Origin of the sequence: Algibacter sp. L4_22 (genome assembly GCF_023473045.1) — a bacterium.
In the GTDB taxonomy this organism is placed as follows: Bacteria; Bacteroidota; Bacteroidia; order Flavobacteriales; family Flavobacteriaceae; genus Algibacter.
In genome coordinates this window covers 496563-514538 of the sequence record NZ_JAMCOK010000002.1, presented here as the reverse complement: position 1 = coordinate 514538, position 17976 = coordinate 496563, and the positions used below count along the sequence as shown (strand labels likewise).

The window sequence follows — 17976 nt, the reverse complement described above, 5'->3', positions numbered from 1 at the left end:
ACATAGGTGAAAATGAAAAACTTAAAAGCTCTGTGTTTTACAATTACTCTATTTATTATAAACTTTAGTTTTGCTCAATTAAGCGATTTAGCAAGAATTGACTATACAATACTTCCAGCGGGAGAATCTAATATTCAATATAGTCGGGTACGTGCATTATTTAACTATCCTATTAAATTAAAAAAAGAGGGTACATATTTATTTTTAGGAGTTGATTATAGTACTGTAAATCTTAATATGAGAGAAACTCCTTCTTTTGGCAAAGAGGAGCTTAATGATTTTCAATTATTAGATATTAATATAGCTTATACAGCGCCTTTAAAAAACGATTGGCGTTTAGGTGTAAGATTAACACCAGGCTTTAGCTCTAATTTAACGGCAAATGATTTAAATCTTGAAGATGTAATACTCTCCGGAGATGTTATTTTTATAAAAGATAAAAAGGAAAGTAAAGATGTAAAAAAACCATGGAGACTTGTCTTAGGTGTATCTTATTCAGGAAACCGTGGGTATCCTTTTCCTTTACCATTTATTAGTTATTACAGGAAATTTCATTCAAAATGGTCGTATAACCTTGGGGTTCCAAAATCAAATTTACAATATCACGCTTCAATTAAACACCGATTTAAATTATATACAGAGCTTGATGGTTTTACATCAAACTTGCAGCGTGGTGTTCTTATAAATAATTCTATAGTTGCAAAAAGTATTAATATGTCTTTACTTTTAAGTGGATTGCAATATGAATTTCACATTACCAACAATATTCAATTTTATGCAAGAACATCTTACGTGCTAAGTAATTCAGTTAATTTAAGGGATAAAAACAAAGATGATATTGTTGGATTAGATAGCTCTAATCCGCTGTATTTAAGAACAGGAATTCGCTTTAAAATTTAGAAAACATGTTAAACACAAAGGAGTATTATAATAGAGATTTATCATGGTTAAGGTTTAATCATCGCGTACTTCAGGAAGCCGCAGATGAAAGAAACCCATTGTATGAACGTATTAAATTTTTGGCCATATTTTCTTCTAATTTAGATGAGTTTTTTAAAGTTAGAGTTTCAGATATTAGAAAAATAAAACAATTAGATAAACCACTTAGAAAACGTTTAATAACAAAGCCAAATAAATTACTGAGAGAAATTAAAAAACAAGTTAATGTACAGCAAAAAGAATTTGGACGAATTTTTTTTACTAAAATAATTCCGGCATTAGAAAATGAAGGTGTTAATTTGATTTGTTATAAAGAATTTAATCAAGAACAACAGGCGTTTAGTAAAATATATTATAAAGAAAAAATAGAGTCTTCGCAATCTTTAAATATCAGTAAAGAGAAGCCTTTTCTTGAAAATGAAGCATTGTATTTAGTTTCTCAAATGGAAGATGATTCTCTTATTTGGGTAAAAATAAATGAGCAAACACCTCGATTTATAGAACTTCCTTCAATAGATAATAAGCATTATATAACATTTGTTGATGATATTTTAAAAGATAATCTTAAAGCAGTTTATAAACAGAGTTTTTATAGTGTAAAGATATCAAGAGATGCAGAACTGTATATAGACAATGAATATTCTGGTAATTTATTAGATAAAATTAAAGCAGCATTGCCTAATAGAATTAGCGGTCAGGTTACAAGAGCTTTAATAGATGAGCTATCTCCCAAAAAATTACAGCTTAAATTAAACGAGGTTTTAGATATTAATGAAACCGATATTATAAAAGGCGGTACTTATCATAATTTTAAAGATCTGTTTACTTTTCTTAATCCAACTACTAAAAATTTATCTTTTGCAAGTTTACCACCCTTATTAAGCAAAGAGTTTATTGATTATGACACTATGTTCCAGTCTATTAAAGCTAAAGATAGACTTTTGTGTTTTCCATATCAATCCTACCAACCGGTTATTCAATTATTAGATGAAGCCTCTAATGACGATAGCGTTACAAAAATTAAAATCACTTTATATCGAATTTCAAAAAAATCACTTGTTGCAAATGCACTTTTAAATGCAGCGAAAAATGGAAAAGAAGTGTTTGTTTTTATTGAAACAAAAGCACGTTTTGATGAAGAAAATAATATAAAATGGGGAAAAGTTTTAGAAGAAAATGGAGCGCATGTAGTCTACAGTTATCCGGGAATAAAAGTACATTCTAAAATTTTATATATAGAACGTATTGAGAAAAATAAATCGCTTATTTATGGTTATATAAGTACGGGTAATTTTAATGAAAAAACCTCGGAGATTTATACCGATTTTGGGTTAATGACTGTAAACCCTAAAGTTACAGGAGAACTTTGCCAGGTATTTCAAGTATTACAAGGACAAATTATTATACCAAAATCTAAAAAACTTTTAATATCTCCATTTACAACACGAAGTAAATTTAGAGAATTAATAGAGTCGGAAATTGAAAATGCTATAGCAGGTAAAGAAGCCTATATCATTTTGAAACTAAATAGTCTTCAAGATGCTAAAATGATTAAGTTACTCTATAAAGCAAGTAATGCAGGAGTGAAAATAAGATTACTTATACGCGGTATTTGTTGTTTGGTTCCAGGAATTGAAGGACAAAGTGTAAACATATTTATAACTAGTATTGTAGATCGATTTTTAGAACACGGTAGAATTTATGTTTTTGGAAATAATGGAAAAGAAAAAATGTATCTTGGTTCTGCAGATTGGATGACACGTAATTTAGATCATAGAATAGAAGTTATAACACCTATTTTAGATAGAGATATTCATTTAAAATTAAAAGAATTATTAGACTTACAATTAAAGGATACTATAAAATCTAGAGTAATAGATTCTAATCAAAACAACAGTTATGTAGAAAAAGGTTCATTAGGAGAATCTTCTCAACATATAATTTATAAAACATTATTATGAGTGATAAACAAAAAGAAAAAGCAGAAGATAAGTATTTAATGGATGAATTAAGTCTTGATAAAGACGGCTTAAAGCAGTTAAAAAAGAAATTAGCTAAAGTAGCACCAAGGTCGGAAAGAGGTGTAGAAACATTGTTTAGATTGTTATCTAAAAATCAGTATACATTGAATACAATGATAGATACAAAATCAAATATTTTGATATCTATAAATGCTTTAATTTTATCGTTAATATTAGGGACTGTCATGAGCCAATTAAGTAACGACCCACATCTTATTTATCCAATAGTGATGATATTATTCACCAATTTAGCATCAATTACTTTTGCCATTTTTGCAACACGTCCAGAATTGGTTCACGGAAAAAGTGAAGCGAAAAATTTAATGTTTTATGGCAATTTTCAAGATATGGAAGAAGATGAATATGTTAATAATATTACCAATTTAATGAATGAAGGGGATGAGCTTTATAAAACAATTGCAAAAGATACTTATCATTTAGGGAAAACGATTGATCGTAAATTTAAGCTCCTTCGTAAATCGTTTAATATTTTTTTGATTGGCATTATTTTATCTGTGATTGCTTTTATCGCATGTCATGCTTTGTTTGGAGGATTCATGTAGTTTTAAATGTGTTACTATTAATGTGGATAGATTTTTATGACAATCTTCAAGGTTACAGAAATGGTTAGGAACAACAAATTATATTGTACGGCATAATTAAAAATTTTTATTCTTTGGAAAAATTAAAAAATAACTTCTAATAAAAAAAGAACTCATAAGAGTTCTTTTTTTATTGTACCATAATGATTACTAGTAGTTTTATGAAAATTACTCACCCTTAAATATTCTTTATTTGAATCATCCATAATCAGTGAGTTCTGACTATCTGCCAAAAACAAAAACCCCATAAACATAATGTTTAAGGGGTTTTACAGAGATTTTGTAATCTCTAAGCGGAGAGTAAGGGATTCGAACCCCTGGAGGTGTGACCCTCAACAGTTTTCAAGACTGCCGCATTCGACCACTCTGCCAACTCTCCAGTGTGTCTCATCAAGTATTCCCTGATTGCGGGTGCAAATATAAGAGCCTTTTTCGTTCTATTCAAATAAAATTTAAGTTTTTTTACATTAATTTTAAAACTAGTTTATAAAGTATTCATTTATAGGTAAAAACAATGAAATTGAGTTTTAGAAATAATAAAACAAATTCAGTAATCATCAATATTTACCAATCAATTCAAAAAAAATAAAATTATAAAACCTTACTTTTGCATAGCAATCAAGTAAAACTAGATGGATATTATAAAACAGTTGCAATGGCGTTATGCAACAAAAAAATTCGACGTAAACAAAACACTAACACCTACTAAGTTAAATACACTAAAAGAAGCCTTTAACCTAACCGCAACCTCTTTTGGTTTGCAAACGTTAAGCCTTGTTATAGTAAAGAACAAAACACTTCGTGAAAGCCTACTGCCTCACTCTTATAACCAATCGCAAGTGGTAAACGCATCACATTTACTTGTAATATGTATTCAAGAAAATATAGAAGAAAACGATGTAATCGACTATTATAATAACATAAAAAATATACGTAATACACCCGAAAGTATTCTAAAACCATACCGGGAACAGCTAGCTGGGATGATGGAGAGTAAAAGCCTAGAACAACGCCAAAGCTGGTCTAAAAACCAAGCCTACATTGCACTAGGTAATCTCATGACGGTTTGCGCTATAGAAAATATAGACGCTTGCCCAATGGAAGGGTTTATCCCAGAAAAATACGACAAAATCCTTCAACTAAAACAAAAAGGACTAAAATCCGTATTAACTTTACCTGTAGGTTATCGCGCCGAGGATGATATGTTTTCAACCTTAAAAAAAGTACGAAAACCAATTAACCAAACCATTATAGAAATTTAATGTTTTTGGGCGTTACCGCAAGGGTCGGGCTTTCACTACTCAATCTTTTTGTTTTTTCACTAAAACAAAAAGGATTTCAAACAAGCCGTTCAATCCCTAACGCAGCAACCGTCCACCATTAAATAAAAAGATAAAAAAAATAACAATATGCCAGGATTTGAATTATTTGGAGAACTAGAAAAACAAGAAGTAAATGATGTTTTAGACAATGGTGTTTTAATGCGCTATGGTTTCGATGGTATGCGTAAAGGGCATTGGAAAGCCAAAGCCTTAGAAAGCGAACTGCAAAACACATTTCAATCCAAACACGTACAACTCGTATCTAGCGGAACAGCTGCTGTATCGGTAGCTTTAGGGGCTGCTGGCGTTGGAGCAGGAGACGAGGTTATTATGCCAACCTTTACCTTTGTAGCCAGTTTTGAAGCTATAATGATGTTAGGAGCTATTCCTGTTTTAGCAGATATAGATGATACTTTAGGCTTAAACCCAGAAGCTGTAGAAGCCGCTATAACACCAAAAACAAAAGCCATTATGGTGGTGCAAATGTGTGGTAGTATGGCTAATATGGATGCGCTTAAAGATATTGCAGATAGACATAACCTTCTTTTAGTAGAAGATGCTTGTCAAGCTATTGGCGGAACTTTTAATGGTAAACCATTAGGGAGCGTTGGAGATCTTGGATGTTTTTCATTCGATTTTGTTAAAACCATAACCTGTGGAGAAGGAGGAGCTGTAATAACCAATAACGAGAAATATTACACTAATGCCGATCATTATAGCGATCATGGTCACGATCACGTTGGTAGCGATCGTGGAGCAGAAACACATCCGTTTTTAGGATATAACTTTAGAATATCAGAATTGCATGCCGCTGTAGGTTTAGCGCAAGTAAAACGGTTACCAGAATTTTTAGATATACAGAGGCGTAATTTTAATATTATACGTGAAGCTTTATCAACCATTCCAGAAGTTGTTTTTAGAACGGTTCCAGAAGGTGGAGTAGAAAGTTGTGCATTTTTAAACTTCTTTTTACCCGATTTAGAAACATCTAGAAAAGTAATAGAAGCCTTTAAAAATGGAGGCGTAGATGCTTGTTGGAATTATTTCGATAACAATTGGCATTACATTCGTAAATGGGATCATTTAAAGAATTTAAAATCGTTGTTTCCTATTTCTAAAGAAGTTAAAGAAGGATTAGAATATCTTCAAACTAGAACATTCGAAAAATCCGATCACTATATTTCTAGAAACATATCTTGTTTAATAAAACTATCATGGACAGAGGAGGAAGTTAAACAACGTGCTAATAAAATGGCAGAACTCATTAAAAGTGTATTATAAGTTATAAACACATAACCTTATAGGTTGTTATAGAATAACATAAACATAAAAAAGGCTTTAAATTTAATATTTAAAGCCTTTTTTATGTAAAGATTTTAACTGCAATCATCTGTTTTTTATATAATTGCGTATATTTAGTAAGCTATTAATTATTCTTATGAAATTCGCATGCTTTCCATTTTTATTTTTGGTCTGTTTTTGTTCTTTAGGACAAAATGATAAACAGTCAGATTCTGCTGTAATTGCAAAATACAAAACAAAGGTAATTCAGTACATAAATCCAAAGCCCGACAGTGCGCTTTATTATATACAGAAGAGTTTTAAAGTTGCAAAAAAAAGCAGTTATAAAAAGGGTATTGCCGATACGGAATATTTATATGCTCAGTATTTTAGACGCACGCAACAAAGGGATTCTGCCTTATATTATTTTCAAAGTTCAGCAAGGAAATCAGAAAATGAAAAATATAATATTGGAGCAGCCATAGCTTACAATGGGTTGTGTAGAAATTTGTACCTCTTAAGCGAATTTAAAGAAGCAGAATTTGCATGTGAGAAAGCTTTATTAAATATTAATAGCGAAGACGAACTGTCTTATATGACCAAAGCAGATACATACACCGCTTTAGGAACTATTTATAAGCAACAAAATTTTATTAAAAAGGCTCAAATATATTTTTTAAAGGTCGATTCTATGCATGTTAAAAAGACATTAAGACCAGATGTTATTGCTGCAGCATATCAAAATTTAGGAAGTATTTACTTGGAGTTTGACGATCTTGAACTTGCCGAATCATATTATTTAAAAGCAAATAATCAGTTTGGAAAACTACCCGCGGCAGCTGCCGAATATTACATGAGTACTAATAATGTAGAGTTAGGTAAACTATATTTTAAACAACAAAAATTAAACTTAGCAGATAGTATTTTAACCAATTCGCAGAAATTTTTTATAAAAATTAAAGACTTAAGTAATGCCGCAGAGATAGGGAGAGCACTTGGCCTTATTAAATTGGATAAAAATCAACTAGAAGAAGCAAAAGTCTATTTTACGAAATCTTTTGAATTTTATAAGAAATCAAAATTTAATTTACAAGCGGCCACAAATGCACTTGAACTCGCAAAACTTTCATTACTCCAAAATAATTTACAAAAAGCTTTATCATGGTCTCAAGTTGGGATTCAATTAAATGAAAGTATAAATAACAGCATACTTAAAAAGGATTTGGCATTTGTTATTGCAGATGTTTATACTCAAACAGGGGAGCATCAAAAAGCAAATAACCTCAATAAAATAGCGTACAAAATAAAAGATTCACTCAGTCAAATTCAAATTGCTGAAACGATTAAAGAAATTGAAGAGAAATATCAAACAGAACAAAAAGACAAGGAGATAAAATCTTTAAAAGCAGAAAGTGATTTAGCCCTACAACAACAAAAGAATGAGCGCAACTTATTAGTTGGCGGTTTAGGGTTTACAACGCTTGCTGGACTATTTCTTTTCGTGCTTTACAGAAATCATCAAAAAACAAATACTAAATTAAAAGAGCTGGATACTGCCAAATCAAACTTTTTCGCTAATATATCGCACGAGTTTCGAACACCACTTACTTTAATATCAAATCCAATAGATGCCGCTATTGAAGATCCTTCTATTTCAGATAAAAAACGAGAGCAGTTTGTTATGGCTAAACGCAATTCCGATAGGTTATTGGCATTAGTTAATCAATTATTAGATCTATCAAAAATAGACGCAGGACAATTAAAACTTCATATTCAAACAGGTAATATTCAAGACCTTATTTCTGGGCTAGCAGAATCTTTTAACTATTCAGCTAAACAAAACCATATTAATTATCAACTACAAATTGAAAAATATGAAGATACCGTTTGGTTTGATAAGGACGCAGTTGAGAAAATAAGTATCAATTTATTGTCTAACGCCATAAAATACACACCCGCTAATGGCAGTGTTACTTGTAAGTCTTATATAGAAAATAATACATGGCATTTTAGTGTAAAAAATACAGGTGTAGGATTAACAAAGCAAGAACAAGAAGATGTTTTTACTCGTTTTTATCAAACCGATGAAAACAACCAGGGAACAGGTATTGGTTTAGCTCTAGTGAAGGAATTAGTAGAACTTCATAAAGGAACCATAAAAGTGGAAAGTAAGCTTAATGAAGCTATTTGCTTTAGTGTTACATTGCCCATAGATAAAAATAGTTTTAAAAATGAGGTATTTATAGCATCATCTAAAATTACCGACAATTACGAATCCGTTCAAATTGAAGCTTCCAAAAACATAGAGGACGATTTTGAAGATGCAGATAAGCCTATTTTGTTAATAGTTGAAGACAATGCAGACGTTACCATTTTACTAAAACAAACATTTGAAGATTATTATAATATTATTACGGCTAAAAATGGACAAATTGGTATAGATTTAGCTATCGAGCATGTGCCAGATATTATAATATCTGATATTATGATGCCTGTTAAAGATGGTGTAGCACTTACTGAAACATTAAAAGATAACGAGCTTACTAGCCATATTCCCATTATTTTGCTAACCGCGAAAGCAGGGGACAAAAACGAATTGAAAGGTATAGAAATTGGTGCCGATGATTATATTACAAAACCATTTAACTCTAAACTGTTAAAAACTAAAGTATCTAACCTTATCGCGATTAGGCAAAAGCTTCAAAGTCGCTATAGTCAGGAAATAGTGCTAACTCCTAAAGATATTGCTGTTACTAATTTAGACGAACAATTCTTAAATAAAGTTCAGGAAATTCTAGAAACAAACCTCATAGAGTCTTCTTTCAATGTCGAAAATTTCAGTAAAGCTGTCGGTATGAGCCGTATGCAACTGCATCGCAAAATAAAAGCACTTACTGGTTTATCGGCTTCGGAATTTGTTAGATCACAACGTTTAAAATTAGCTGCTCAGCTTTTAAAAACTTCCGATATTAATATTTCTCAAGTAGGATATTCGGTTGGTTTTAACGATCATTCTTATTTCGCAAAATGCTTTAAAGATACTTACAAGTGTACACCAACCGAGTATGCAAAAAAGCATGAAAATTTATAAGGTTTTAATAAAATATTTCTCGTTTTCTTTAATCTTTAAAAAGAATTAATCTATTAATGTCTTAAAAATTAGGTAGGCAAAACTAGGTCTATTATAATTCAACGCTTATGAAATTTCTTTCTTAAATCAAGCTATTACTAGCTTGTTACATATGTTATATGTATTGTTACATATGTTATAACTATCATGTTTTTAGTGTTTTATATTTGAAGTAATTATTAGCAATAGTTTTTACCTTAATAGCAAGTGGCACACAAAAACAAAACTTATAACGGTAAAATTGAATCTCTCCCGAAGCATAAAATTTATCTAAATGTTACGCATTTAGAGCATGGTAAATACATCTTAAATATAGTTTATAAAAATAAGATTATTAAAAAAATCAGCTTTAAAAAATAACGACATGAAAAAACTTTACACTTTATTCTTTGCAATATGTTTTGCAGCTATTTCTAATTTATGTGCACAAACCGAGTTTCGGTTAGATTCTACACATGTGTATTCTTGGTATATCGACGATTGGTCGCACAATACTAGGGAGCTTTATACTTATGAAAATGGAGGAACCAAAGAAACTAATTTATTACGCTTGATTGGCAATGCGAGTGGTTGGGTTAATTATTACCAACGAAATAAAATATATAATGCTGCTAATAATATTACAGAAAACATCCAACAAAACTGGGAATCTGGCGCTTGGGTAGATAAATTGAGAGAAAGCTATACTTACGATGATTTAGATAACCAAACATCATACGTATCTGCCATTCTAGTTGGCGGAACTTGGGGCAGCACTAAAAGAGAGGTTAAAACCTATGAGAGTGGTAGGCTTGTTTCTAAAACTGTCGAAAGTGCTTATGTTGGTGCTACTTTAGTGCCTACAACTAGATATTTATATGATTATGACCCATTAACAAATGAGTTAAGCGAAGAAATAGAACAAACTTATTTTGCAGATGTTGATGTATGGCAAAACGTGCGAAAAATGAAGTACAGTTATACCACTTTTGGAGCATTACACACAGTAGAAGACATTGGGTTTAATTCTCGAAACGGTGAGTTTAACAATTTTCCTACCCTACAAACCTTGTTTAATTATAATGCTTTACAGCAACTTACCGACCAAGTTGTGCAATTGCGCATAAATGATGGCTATAGAAATAACAGCCGCTTTGTATATGTATACACGTTTGGTAATCAAACAGAATTGATAATTCAGGAATGGCATAATTTAAGTGAATCTTGGCAAAATAAGAGTAGACAATTACGAACTTTTAATACCGATAACAATGAAACTTCGCTTATTTACCAAAGTTGGGATGCAGATACAGAAACATGGAAAGGCTTTGTACGTACAGATTCGTTCTGGAGTATAGCTGAAGATTTTGATATTACACTAAGCAATACGGAACCTATTGAAAAGGAGTTTGGTATATCGATGTATCCTAACCCAGCTACAAATTTTATAAATATAAATTCACAGGAAGAGGTGAAGTCTATTACGCTTTATAATCTGCATGGACAGCAAATTTTAGTTGATAAAAACAACACAAGGCTTGATGTAAGCCATTTGGCAGCGGGACTTTATGTGGCTAAAATAGATTTAGGAAACTCTATAAAAACAAAGAAAATACTAATTAAAAACTAAAAAAATGAAAAACTTAATCAGCTTTGGTATTGCATTTCTAATGGTTTCAGCAAATTTAACCGCACAATGCACCGATATCAACACAAAAGAAATAGCCAATTATTTAAACGAAAAAGTTAAACCTAGGTTAGATATTAAACTGGATAGAACCGATGGGTTCGTTGCCCTTAATGGTACCAGGCAAAATTTAGATCTTCAAGACATTAAAATCAGTCCAATTAAAAGGGAATGGACTTATTTTTTTCAGGATGTAAGGCGTGCAGATAGTAATTTTTGGTACGATTCAAAAAAAAATAGTTTTATACTAGATGTAAAATTTGAAAATAATGGCATTGAAATAAAAGGAAGGTGTGAAGGGTGTATAACAAATAGAATGAAGGATAGCCGTGCACCAGACATTGAGTGGAGAGCGCCACAAATACTACGTTTTACATTAAAACCTATAACCTATCAAAGATCTGTGTCTTTCGAGGTAACAGAAGTTGAAATGATTGGTAAGTTAGAAGGTGGTGGTTTAGCTAAGGTTATTAAAAAGCTAACAGCAAGCGTAGGCGGTATGGTAAGTAAAGATTTAAAAAGGGTTTTTGCATCGGATGTTACAAAGCGATTATTAAATGATGCTATGCGCCCGCTATTAAAATCTAAAAACACAGTGTCTGCAAATAGCGTATCACTAGCATCAACTAGTTTAAGAGTTTGTAAATAATTAAAAATCACTAAAAACTAAAATTAATCCATCATGAAAAAACTATCAATTATCCTCTTTATTCTTGTAAATTCAATCTTCACGTTTGCCCAACAAGGTATTAACTATAAAGCCATTATTAAAGATGCTAGTGGCAATGTATTAAGTAATTCGTACATGACGATACAATTTAGCATTCATCAAAATACAGAAACAGGTACTGTGGTGTACCAAGAAGATCATAATTATACCACCGATGCTAACGGTCTCGTAATATTAAGCATAGGTACAGATATTACACCAAGTATTGGCGATTTTAATAGTATAGCTTGGGGTAAATATGCTCATTTTTTGCAAACAAGTGTAAACTATAGTGGTGGCACTATTAATTTTGATGCTACCGAGTTCATGTCTGTTCCCTATGCCAAACACGCTGAAACTGCAGCTGTGGCCGAAAATGTATTTAGTGGCGATTATAACGATTTAATAAACCAGCCTACTACTATTGCTACAGGTTTAGAGTCTATAGATGAAGGTAATGGTTCGGGATGGAGGCTAATAGGTAATAATCCTGAAAATTATGGTGAGATTGGATCGGGTGCTGTTGATTTAAGTTTTAGTGATGAAACCTCAGAGTTATATGGTGCTACAGGATATGCTTCTTTTGCAATGGGAGCTTACACAGAAGCTTCAGGCCGGTATTCAACAGGAATGGGAGTGTACGCAAAGGCTTTAGGAGATTGGTCTACAGCCACGGGGAGTGGAACAACAGCTTCAGGAGATTTTTCAACAGCCATGGGCTATTTTTCAGAAGCTTCAGGATATTCGTCTACAGCCATGGGGCGTGGAACAACAGCTTCAGGAGATTTTTCAACAGCCATGGGGACTGGGACAACAGCTTCAGGAGGTTTATCTACAGCAATGGGATCTGGAACAGAAGCTCCATCTTTTGTAGAAATGGCTATCGGTAGATATAATACAACCTATGAACCAACGGATATACTAAGTTGGGACGAAAATGATCGCTTGTTTGTTGTAGGTAATGGCAATTCAGACACAAATAGAAATGATGCATTTAAAGTTTTAAAAAATGGCACAATAACAGCACCATCATTAACCCCAGAATTAATTGAGTTTGCAGGAGATAAAGCCTTAATAACTAAAGAATATATAAGCCCAATGGTCCCTATAGCTTACGGCCTAGTAGAATCTAATGGTAATATTTTAAATGGTACAGGTAATTTTACAGCAAGTGTAAATAGTAATGTTTTTACTATAAATATAGATAATGAAAATTTTAGCCATGAAAATAATGTGTGCTTTATTACTCCAATTTCAGGAGGTTTTAGAACGTCTAGTATTAGTAGCTCTGGCGGTAATGTTACGGTTCGCATTTTTAATTCAGATGGAAATACCACGAGCACATCATTTCAATTTATGGTCTATAAACTTTAATCTAAAACTCATGCAAACATACAAATTCATCTTACTACTCGCCATATTTGCAATGTCGTGTAAAAACGAAACTAAAACAGCAGAAGTTGAGAATAATACGCCAGAAATAGTTAAAAAGGAAACTCCAAGTGTAGCCAATAAAACATCAAAGGGCACTTTTCTTTGTAAAATTAACGGTAAAGACTGGAGTTATACTAAAGCGTCTGGAATTGTATTAACACATAAAAAAACAGGAATAGTTACCGCTATTGTCACGTTTACAAAGCAGTTAGAGAAAGGTAAAGAAACCTTGCAACTTTTTTATGATGGTGACACTAAGCAATTAGAAAAAGTATCGGTACATTTAAAACAGCCCACAAAAGAAGGAGGCAGAATGACTGCCATGTACCAGTTACTCGTAAAAGGAGGGAAGCGACATCCTGAAAGCAAAATATCTGGAACGATAGATTTATCTCATCCAACAACAGCCTCTGGTAATGCCGAAGTTTCTAAGATAAAAATGCTTTTTGAAGCCAATAAATTAGAAGATGAGAGCATGCAAATAATTTCACTTTCTTCTATTCAGTTTAGCGGTATAGGATATTCTAAATAAAACGCACAATTATGAAAACTATAAAATTAACTTTAATGATAATTACCTTATGCACATGGTGTGGATATAGCCAATCAATTGAAAAATTTAGTATCGATTCGGGTGGCGCATCTACTTCTGCAGGTGGTTTGCAAATACTATATGTTATTGGAGAGGTAAATGTGGCAGAGCAGATCTCTGGCGATTTGAGCGTATCCGAAGGCTTTATAAGTGGCGGTTTGTTAAATACCTTAGATGTTAATGATGTTGACGTTTCTGTCCCTCAGATTGAAATCTATCCAAATCCTGCATCAGATGTGATACATATTAATTCTGATATTCAATTTACAAAAATTGAAATATATGATATGTTAGGAAAGCAAGTTTTTAAATCTTCTTATTTGAATAAGATTAATGTGGAACAGTATAAATCTGGTATTTATATTCTTAAAATGTACGCAAACGATAATCAATTTATAAGTAAGCGCATTGTTATTAATTAGTAGTCTATAATCTAAAAACCAAAATGGCTGAAGCTTATAAGCTTATATGTATTCTTAACCTTTTAAATAAAACAATTATGAAACAAGTAATTTCAAAAACAAAACAAGTATTTATTGTATTAGTAACAGTATTAGCATTTTCGTGTAGCGCAGAGGATGGTGCTGAAGGACCAGCAGGTGCTGATGGTACAGATGGTAATGCTAATGTTCAAGTTTTTACTTTTACAGATTTTAATGCAGAGTTTCCAACTGCTAGATATGATTTTTATTTACCAATAGCATCATTAACAACAGAGCAAAATGACACAGTAACGGTACTGGTTTATCTAGAAAGTAGTTTAGGTTATATTCAAGCTCCAGGTCTAGGTGCAACAATTGATCATACAATAGAATATTTTAGTTATCTTGACGGTGCTACTCCAAGTATTAACGTAGAGTTTATTACCACTTCAACCCCATTAACAAGTTACATAGTTGAGGAAGGTACATATTCCAAAGCAAAAATTATTTTAATAGAAGCTTCAACCGTAGTTAGCGGTAAGAGCAATGTTAAAGATAAGTTAGCTAAATCTGGTGTAGATTATACTGATTATTACTCAGTTTGCGATTATTATGGTTTAGCGTATTAGTAATTCTAGATTTAATTTTTTATATTTTAAAGCAATTTAAAAAAAGGAAATGTCAATTAAGTTTTTTTTGATGCTTCCTTTTTTTAATACTTAACGTAATCCACAATCTCTAGACCGTAACCAATTAAACCAACACGTTTGGTTTGTTCGGTATTAGAAATTAAGCGTAATTTATGTATGTTTAAGTCGTGTAATATTTGCGCGCCAATACCAAAATCACGGTTATCCATGTTTATCTTTGGTGCTTTAGTAACACTATTTTCAGCTTGATTATCTTTTAGAAAAGCTAATCGACTTAAAATATTCATTGATTGTACCTCTTGGTTTATAAAGATAATAGCACCTTTTCCTTCATTATTAATAACCTTAAACATGTTTTCTAGTTGTGCGTCTACATTGTTTGTAAGCGTTCCTAAAATGTCGTTATTTATAAGCGTAGAGTTTATTCTAGTTGGCACAGCTTCTTCATCGGTCCAAGAGCCTTTTGTTAAAGCTATATGGATTTGGTTGTTCGTGGTTTGTTTGTAAGCTCTTAGTCTATAACTTCCAAAGCGAGTTTCAATCTCGAAATCTTCTTTTTTCTCAATTAAAGAGTCGTGTTGCATTCTATAAGCCACTAAATCTTCAATAGAAACGATTTTTATATCGTGTTTTTGTGCAATTTTGTACAATTCAGGTAAACGTGCCATGGTACCATCTTCATTCATTATTTCAACAATTACACCTGCTGGTTGTAAACCTGCTAAGCGAGCAAAATCTATTGCAGCTTCCGTGTGTCCAGTTCGTCTTAAAACACCACCTTCTCTTGCTACTAGTGGGAAAATATGTCCAGGTCGTGCTAAATCTTGTGGCTTTGTAGATGGATCTATTAATGCTTTTACGGTTTTTGAGCGGTCTCCTGCCGATATTCCCGTAGTTACTCCTTGTCCGCGTAAATCTACAGATACTGTAAAAGCCGTCTCCATTGGGTCTGTATTATTCCTAACCATCATGTTTAGGTCAAGAGCTTTACATTGTGTTTCCGTTAATGGTGCGCAAATTAATCCACGGCCATGTGTGGCCATAAAGTTTATAACTTCTGGAGTTACCTTTTCGGCAGCAGCCAAGAAATCTCCTTCATTTTCTCTGTTTTCATCATCGACTACGATAATAACTTTTCCATTTCTAATGTCTTCAATAGCATCGTGAATGGTGTTTAATTTAATATCTGGGTTCGAAGTTTGGTTCATAATTTCTGTAATCATGTATTATAAAATATTGTTATTTCAAAGAATCTAAACAAAATCGCTTTATATCTTCTTTCAATTTAACATTCAATAGTGGATATGTTATCATATAAAACGGTAATCCTAAAATTAGTAAACCAAGGTTAGGGCGTTTTGTTTTTTTGTTGATATAGGTGTAAAAACTATTTAAATTGAAAATAGTTTTTGCATAGTAAATAACGTAAAGAGCAAATGATACAACGCTTAATTGTATAGAAGCCGTTGCAAGTGGTAGTAGTTTATTGTTCTTAAATACAAAAAACAGAATAAGTAATACCGCAGATGTTCCGTAAAGGAAAATAGCAAACTTAGAATGATCGGTGTAATCTTTAGAAATCTTTTCCGAAGCATCGTAGCTCTTGTCTATGTTAATTTTATTGGCCTCTTGTAAATCTTGAATACTGTATCCGCGTTCATTTAAAATATTAAGCGCTTCATAACGGCAGTTTTCATCGTGTCCTAATGCTTCATAATTTTTAACGACATCAATAAGTTCTTCGTTTTTGTAAGATCCTAAAAATTTATAATCAACACTGTCTTTTTCTTTAATTTTGAAGATTTTTTTAAGCGGAACCATAATACTTCCAACTTCAAATAAACCTTTATCGTCAGTAGCACGTTTAGTTAGAAAAAAGCCCAAAGGCAGCATAACTAATGTTGAAAACCAACTGGCTAGAACAGGATTAAAATCACCCGTTTTAGCAGAGTTTGTTGCGAAAATCCCTATAAAGTGATAAGTTAAAAATAATAAAATGGCAACAACCATTGGCAAACCAATACCACCTTTTCTAATTAATGCACCCAAAGGAGCACCAACAAAGAATAAAATAATACAAGCTATACCTAACGCGAATTTTTCGTGAAATGAGATAATATGGCGGTTAAATGATGTTTTTGCTTTTTTAGATGTTATAATTTTTTGACTTACAGTTTGCAGTGTGCTTGATGCGGCTTTTAGGGTGAGTTCTACTAATTTAGATTTTTCTTTAGTATCAAAAACATCAAGAATAGGGCCAGTGTAAACAGAGTCCGTACGTTTTTTAGTGTTACGGTATACTTTAGTAACGCTCGATCTATTAATTAAATTTTTAGCAAGGCCTTCGCTTTGGTTTTTTTGTTGTACAATTAACGAGTCCATTGCAGTGTTTAAATCTACAACATCGAGCATACTGTATTTATCAGTTTGAGATTGCTCGTCCATATCGACTTTATTAAGGTCCGATAAATCGATGTTTATAATATACTTTTCAAATGTGCTTTTTGCAAAAGGTTTTTTCTCTCTGCTTTTTTTATTTTTACTAGTGATATCGCTATAATAGTTTCCGTCGAATAAAATTAGCTTTAAAACGTTAGAATCTGGCGCACTAGCTAATTCTCCTGTTTTCGACTTAATAGTTGTGGCATTTGTACGTCCATCTGCAGCTTTTAAGTGGATGGTAACATCTTCTAAATACTGATCGCGATCACCGTATTTATTGGCAAATTTAATATTGTAGTTATCGACTTGGTTAAATTGACCTTCAGCGAGTAACATGGCCGGTTTCATTTTGGCTATATTTCGTCGGAGATTATAAGAGTTAACTTCTGCCCAAGGAATAACGTTATTAGCAAAGAAAAAAGTAAGAATACCAAGACCTACAATAAAAACACTTAAACCCGACATAGCACGTTGCAATGAAATACCTGTAGATTTCATTGCAGCAAACTCATAGTTTTCTGCAAAACTACCAAACACCATAATGGATGACAGTAAAATGGTAAGCGGTAATACCAATGGTATAAGCTTAGGCATAAAATAGATTAAGAACTTAAAAATAACACCTATTTCTAGATCTTTACCTGCAAGTTCTTTAATGTATAACCAAATGGTTTGTAAAACAAAAATCAGCATGAGTATAATAAACACGCTGAAAAAAGTTTTTAGGTAAGTTGTTAATATGTAACGGTCTAATATTTTCAAAGGA

At 32.1% G+C, this 17976-nt stretch carries 14 protein-coding genes and 1 tRNA gene; 12 read left to right on the top strand and 3 right to left on the bottom strand.

Annotated elements, in window-relative coordinates; all coding sequences use genetic code 11:
• Nucleotides 1–12 precede the first annotated feature (12 nt).
• From M4I23_RS06900 to M4I23_RS06890, 3 genes are read left to right on the top strand one after another with little or no spacing between them, the layout of a single operon-like run.
• A complete protein-coding gene (locus tag M4I23_RS06900; RefSeq protein ID WP_249753900.1) occupies nt 13–900 on the top strand; it encodes a DUF6268 family outer membrane beta-barrel protein in 888 nt (295 codons plus the stop codon).
• 5 nt (nt 901–905) lie between these two features.
• Entirely contained in the window at nt 906–2900 is a 1995-nt protein-coding gene (gene ppk1 / locus M4I23_RS06895) for a polyphosphate kinase 1 (RefSeq protein ID WP_249753899.1), read from the top strand.
• Nucleotides 2897–3523 carry a Pycsar system effector family protein gene (locus tag M4I23_RS06890; RefSeq protein ID WP_158849430.1) on the top strand — a complete coding sequence of 209 codons (627 nt, stop codon included), beginning with the start codon at nt 2897–2899 and terminating at the stop codon, nt 3521–3523. The genes ppk1 and M4I23_RS06890 overlap by 4 nt, the downstream gene beginning before the upstream one ends.
• 333 nt (nt 3524–3856) lie before the next feature.
• Here the strand turns inward: M4I23_RS06890 and M4I23_RS06885 are convergent.
• Nucleotides 3857–3941 (bottom strand) — tRNA-Ser (locus M4I23_RS06885).
• A gap of 253 nt (nt 3942–4194) precedes the next feature.
• Between M4I23_RS06885 and M4I23_RS06880 the strand changes: the two genes are divergently transcribed.
• The 9 genes from M4I23_RS06880 to M4I23_RS06840 all read left to right on the top strand — a co-directional run bounded on the left by M4I23_RS06880 (nt 4195) and on the right by M4I23_RS06840 (nt 14747).
• Nucleotides 4195–4824 carry an NAD(P)H-dependent oxidoreductase gene (locus M4I23_RS06880; protein WP_249753898.1) on the top strand — a complete coding sequence of 210 codons (630 nt, stop codon included), beginning with the start codon at nt 4195–4197 and terminating at the stop codon, nt 4822–4824.
• A 147-nt stretch (nt 4825–4971) separates the two neighbouring features.
• Nucleotides 4972–6165 carry a DegT/DnrJ/EryC1/StrS aminotransferase family protein gene (locus tag M4I23_RS06875; protein WP_249753897.1) on the top strand — a complete coding sequence of 398 codons (1194 nt, stop codon included), beginning with the start codon at nt 4972–4974 and terminating at the stop codon, nt 6163–6165.
• A 157-nt stretch (nt 6166–6322) separates the two neighbouring features.
• Nucleotides 6323–9256 (top strand): response regulator, encoded by a 2934-nt coding sequence (locus M4I23_RS06870; protein ID WP_249753896.1) that lies wholly within the window; start codon nt 6323–6325, stop codon nt 9254–9256.
• Between the two features lie 403 nt (nt 9257–9659).
• Nucleotides 9660–10904, top strand: coding sequence for a T9SS type A sorting domain-containing protein (locus M4I23_RS06865; protein ID WP_249753895.1), 1245 nt, complete (start codon nt 9660–9662; stop codon nt 10902–10904).
• A gap of 4 nt (nt 10905–10908) precedes the next feature.
• Nucleotides 10909–11610 carry a hypothetical protein gene (locus M4I23_RS06860; protein WP_249753894.1) on the top strand — a complete coding sequence of 234 codons (702 nt, stop codon included), beginning with the start codon at nt 10909–10911 and terminating at the stop codon, nt 11608–11610.
• Nucleotides 11611–11643: 33 nt separating this feature from the next.
• The gene (locus M4I23_RS06855; protein WP_249753893.1) at nt 11644–13044 is read left to right on the top strand and encodes a hypothetical protein; all 1401 of its coding nucleotides are present in this window, start codon (nt 11644–11646) and stop codon (nt 13042–13044) included.
• A 10-nt stretch (nt 13045–13054) separates the two neighbouring features.
• Entirely contained in the window at nt 13055–13636 is a 582-nt protein-coding gene (locus M4I23_RS06850; RefSeq protein WP_249753892.1) for a hypothetical protein, read from the top strand.
• 11 nt (nt 13637–13647) lie between these two features.
• Nucleotides 13648–14118, top strand: coding sequence for a T9SS type A sorting domain-containing protein (locus M4I23_RS06845; RefSeq protein WP_249753891.1), 471 nt, complete (start codon nt 13648–13650; stop codon nt 14116–14118).
• Between the two features lie 77 nt (nt 14119–14195).
• Entirely contained in the window at nt 14196–14747 is a 552-nt protein-coding gene (locus M4I23_RS06840) for a hypothetical protein (RefSeq protein ID WP_249753890.1), read from the top strand.
• Nucleotides 14748–14830: 83 nt separating this feature from the next.
• On the opposite strand, the gene ribB is transcribed toward M4I23_RS06840, so the two are convergent.
• Nucleotides 14831–15976 carry a 3,4-dihydroxy-2-butanone-4-phosphate synthase gene (ribB, locus tag M4I23_RS06835; protein ID WP_249754059.1) on the bottom strand — a complete coding sequence of 382 codons (1146 nt, stop codon included), beginning with the start codon at nt 15974–15976 and terminating at the stop codon, nt 14831–14833.
• Between the two features lie 31 nt (nt 15977–16007).
• Nucleotides 16008–17972, bottom strand: coding sequence for an LptF/LptG family permease (locus M4I23_RS06830; RefSeq protein ID WP_262922236.1), 1965 nt, complete (start codon nt 17970–17972; stop codon nt 16008–16010).
• Nucleotides 17973–17976 lie beyond the last annotated feature (4 nt).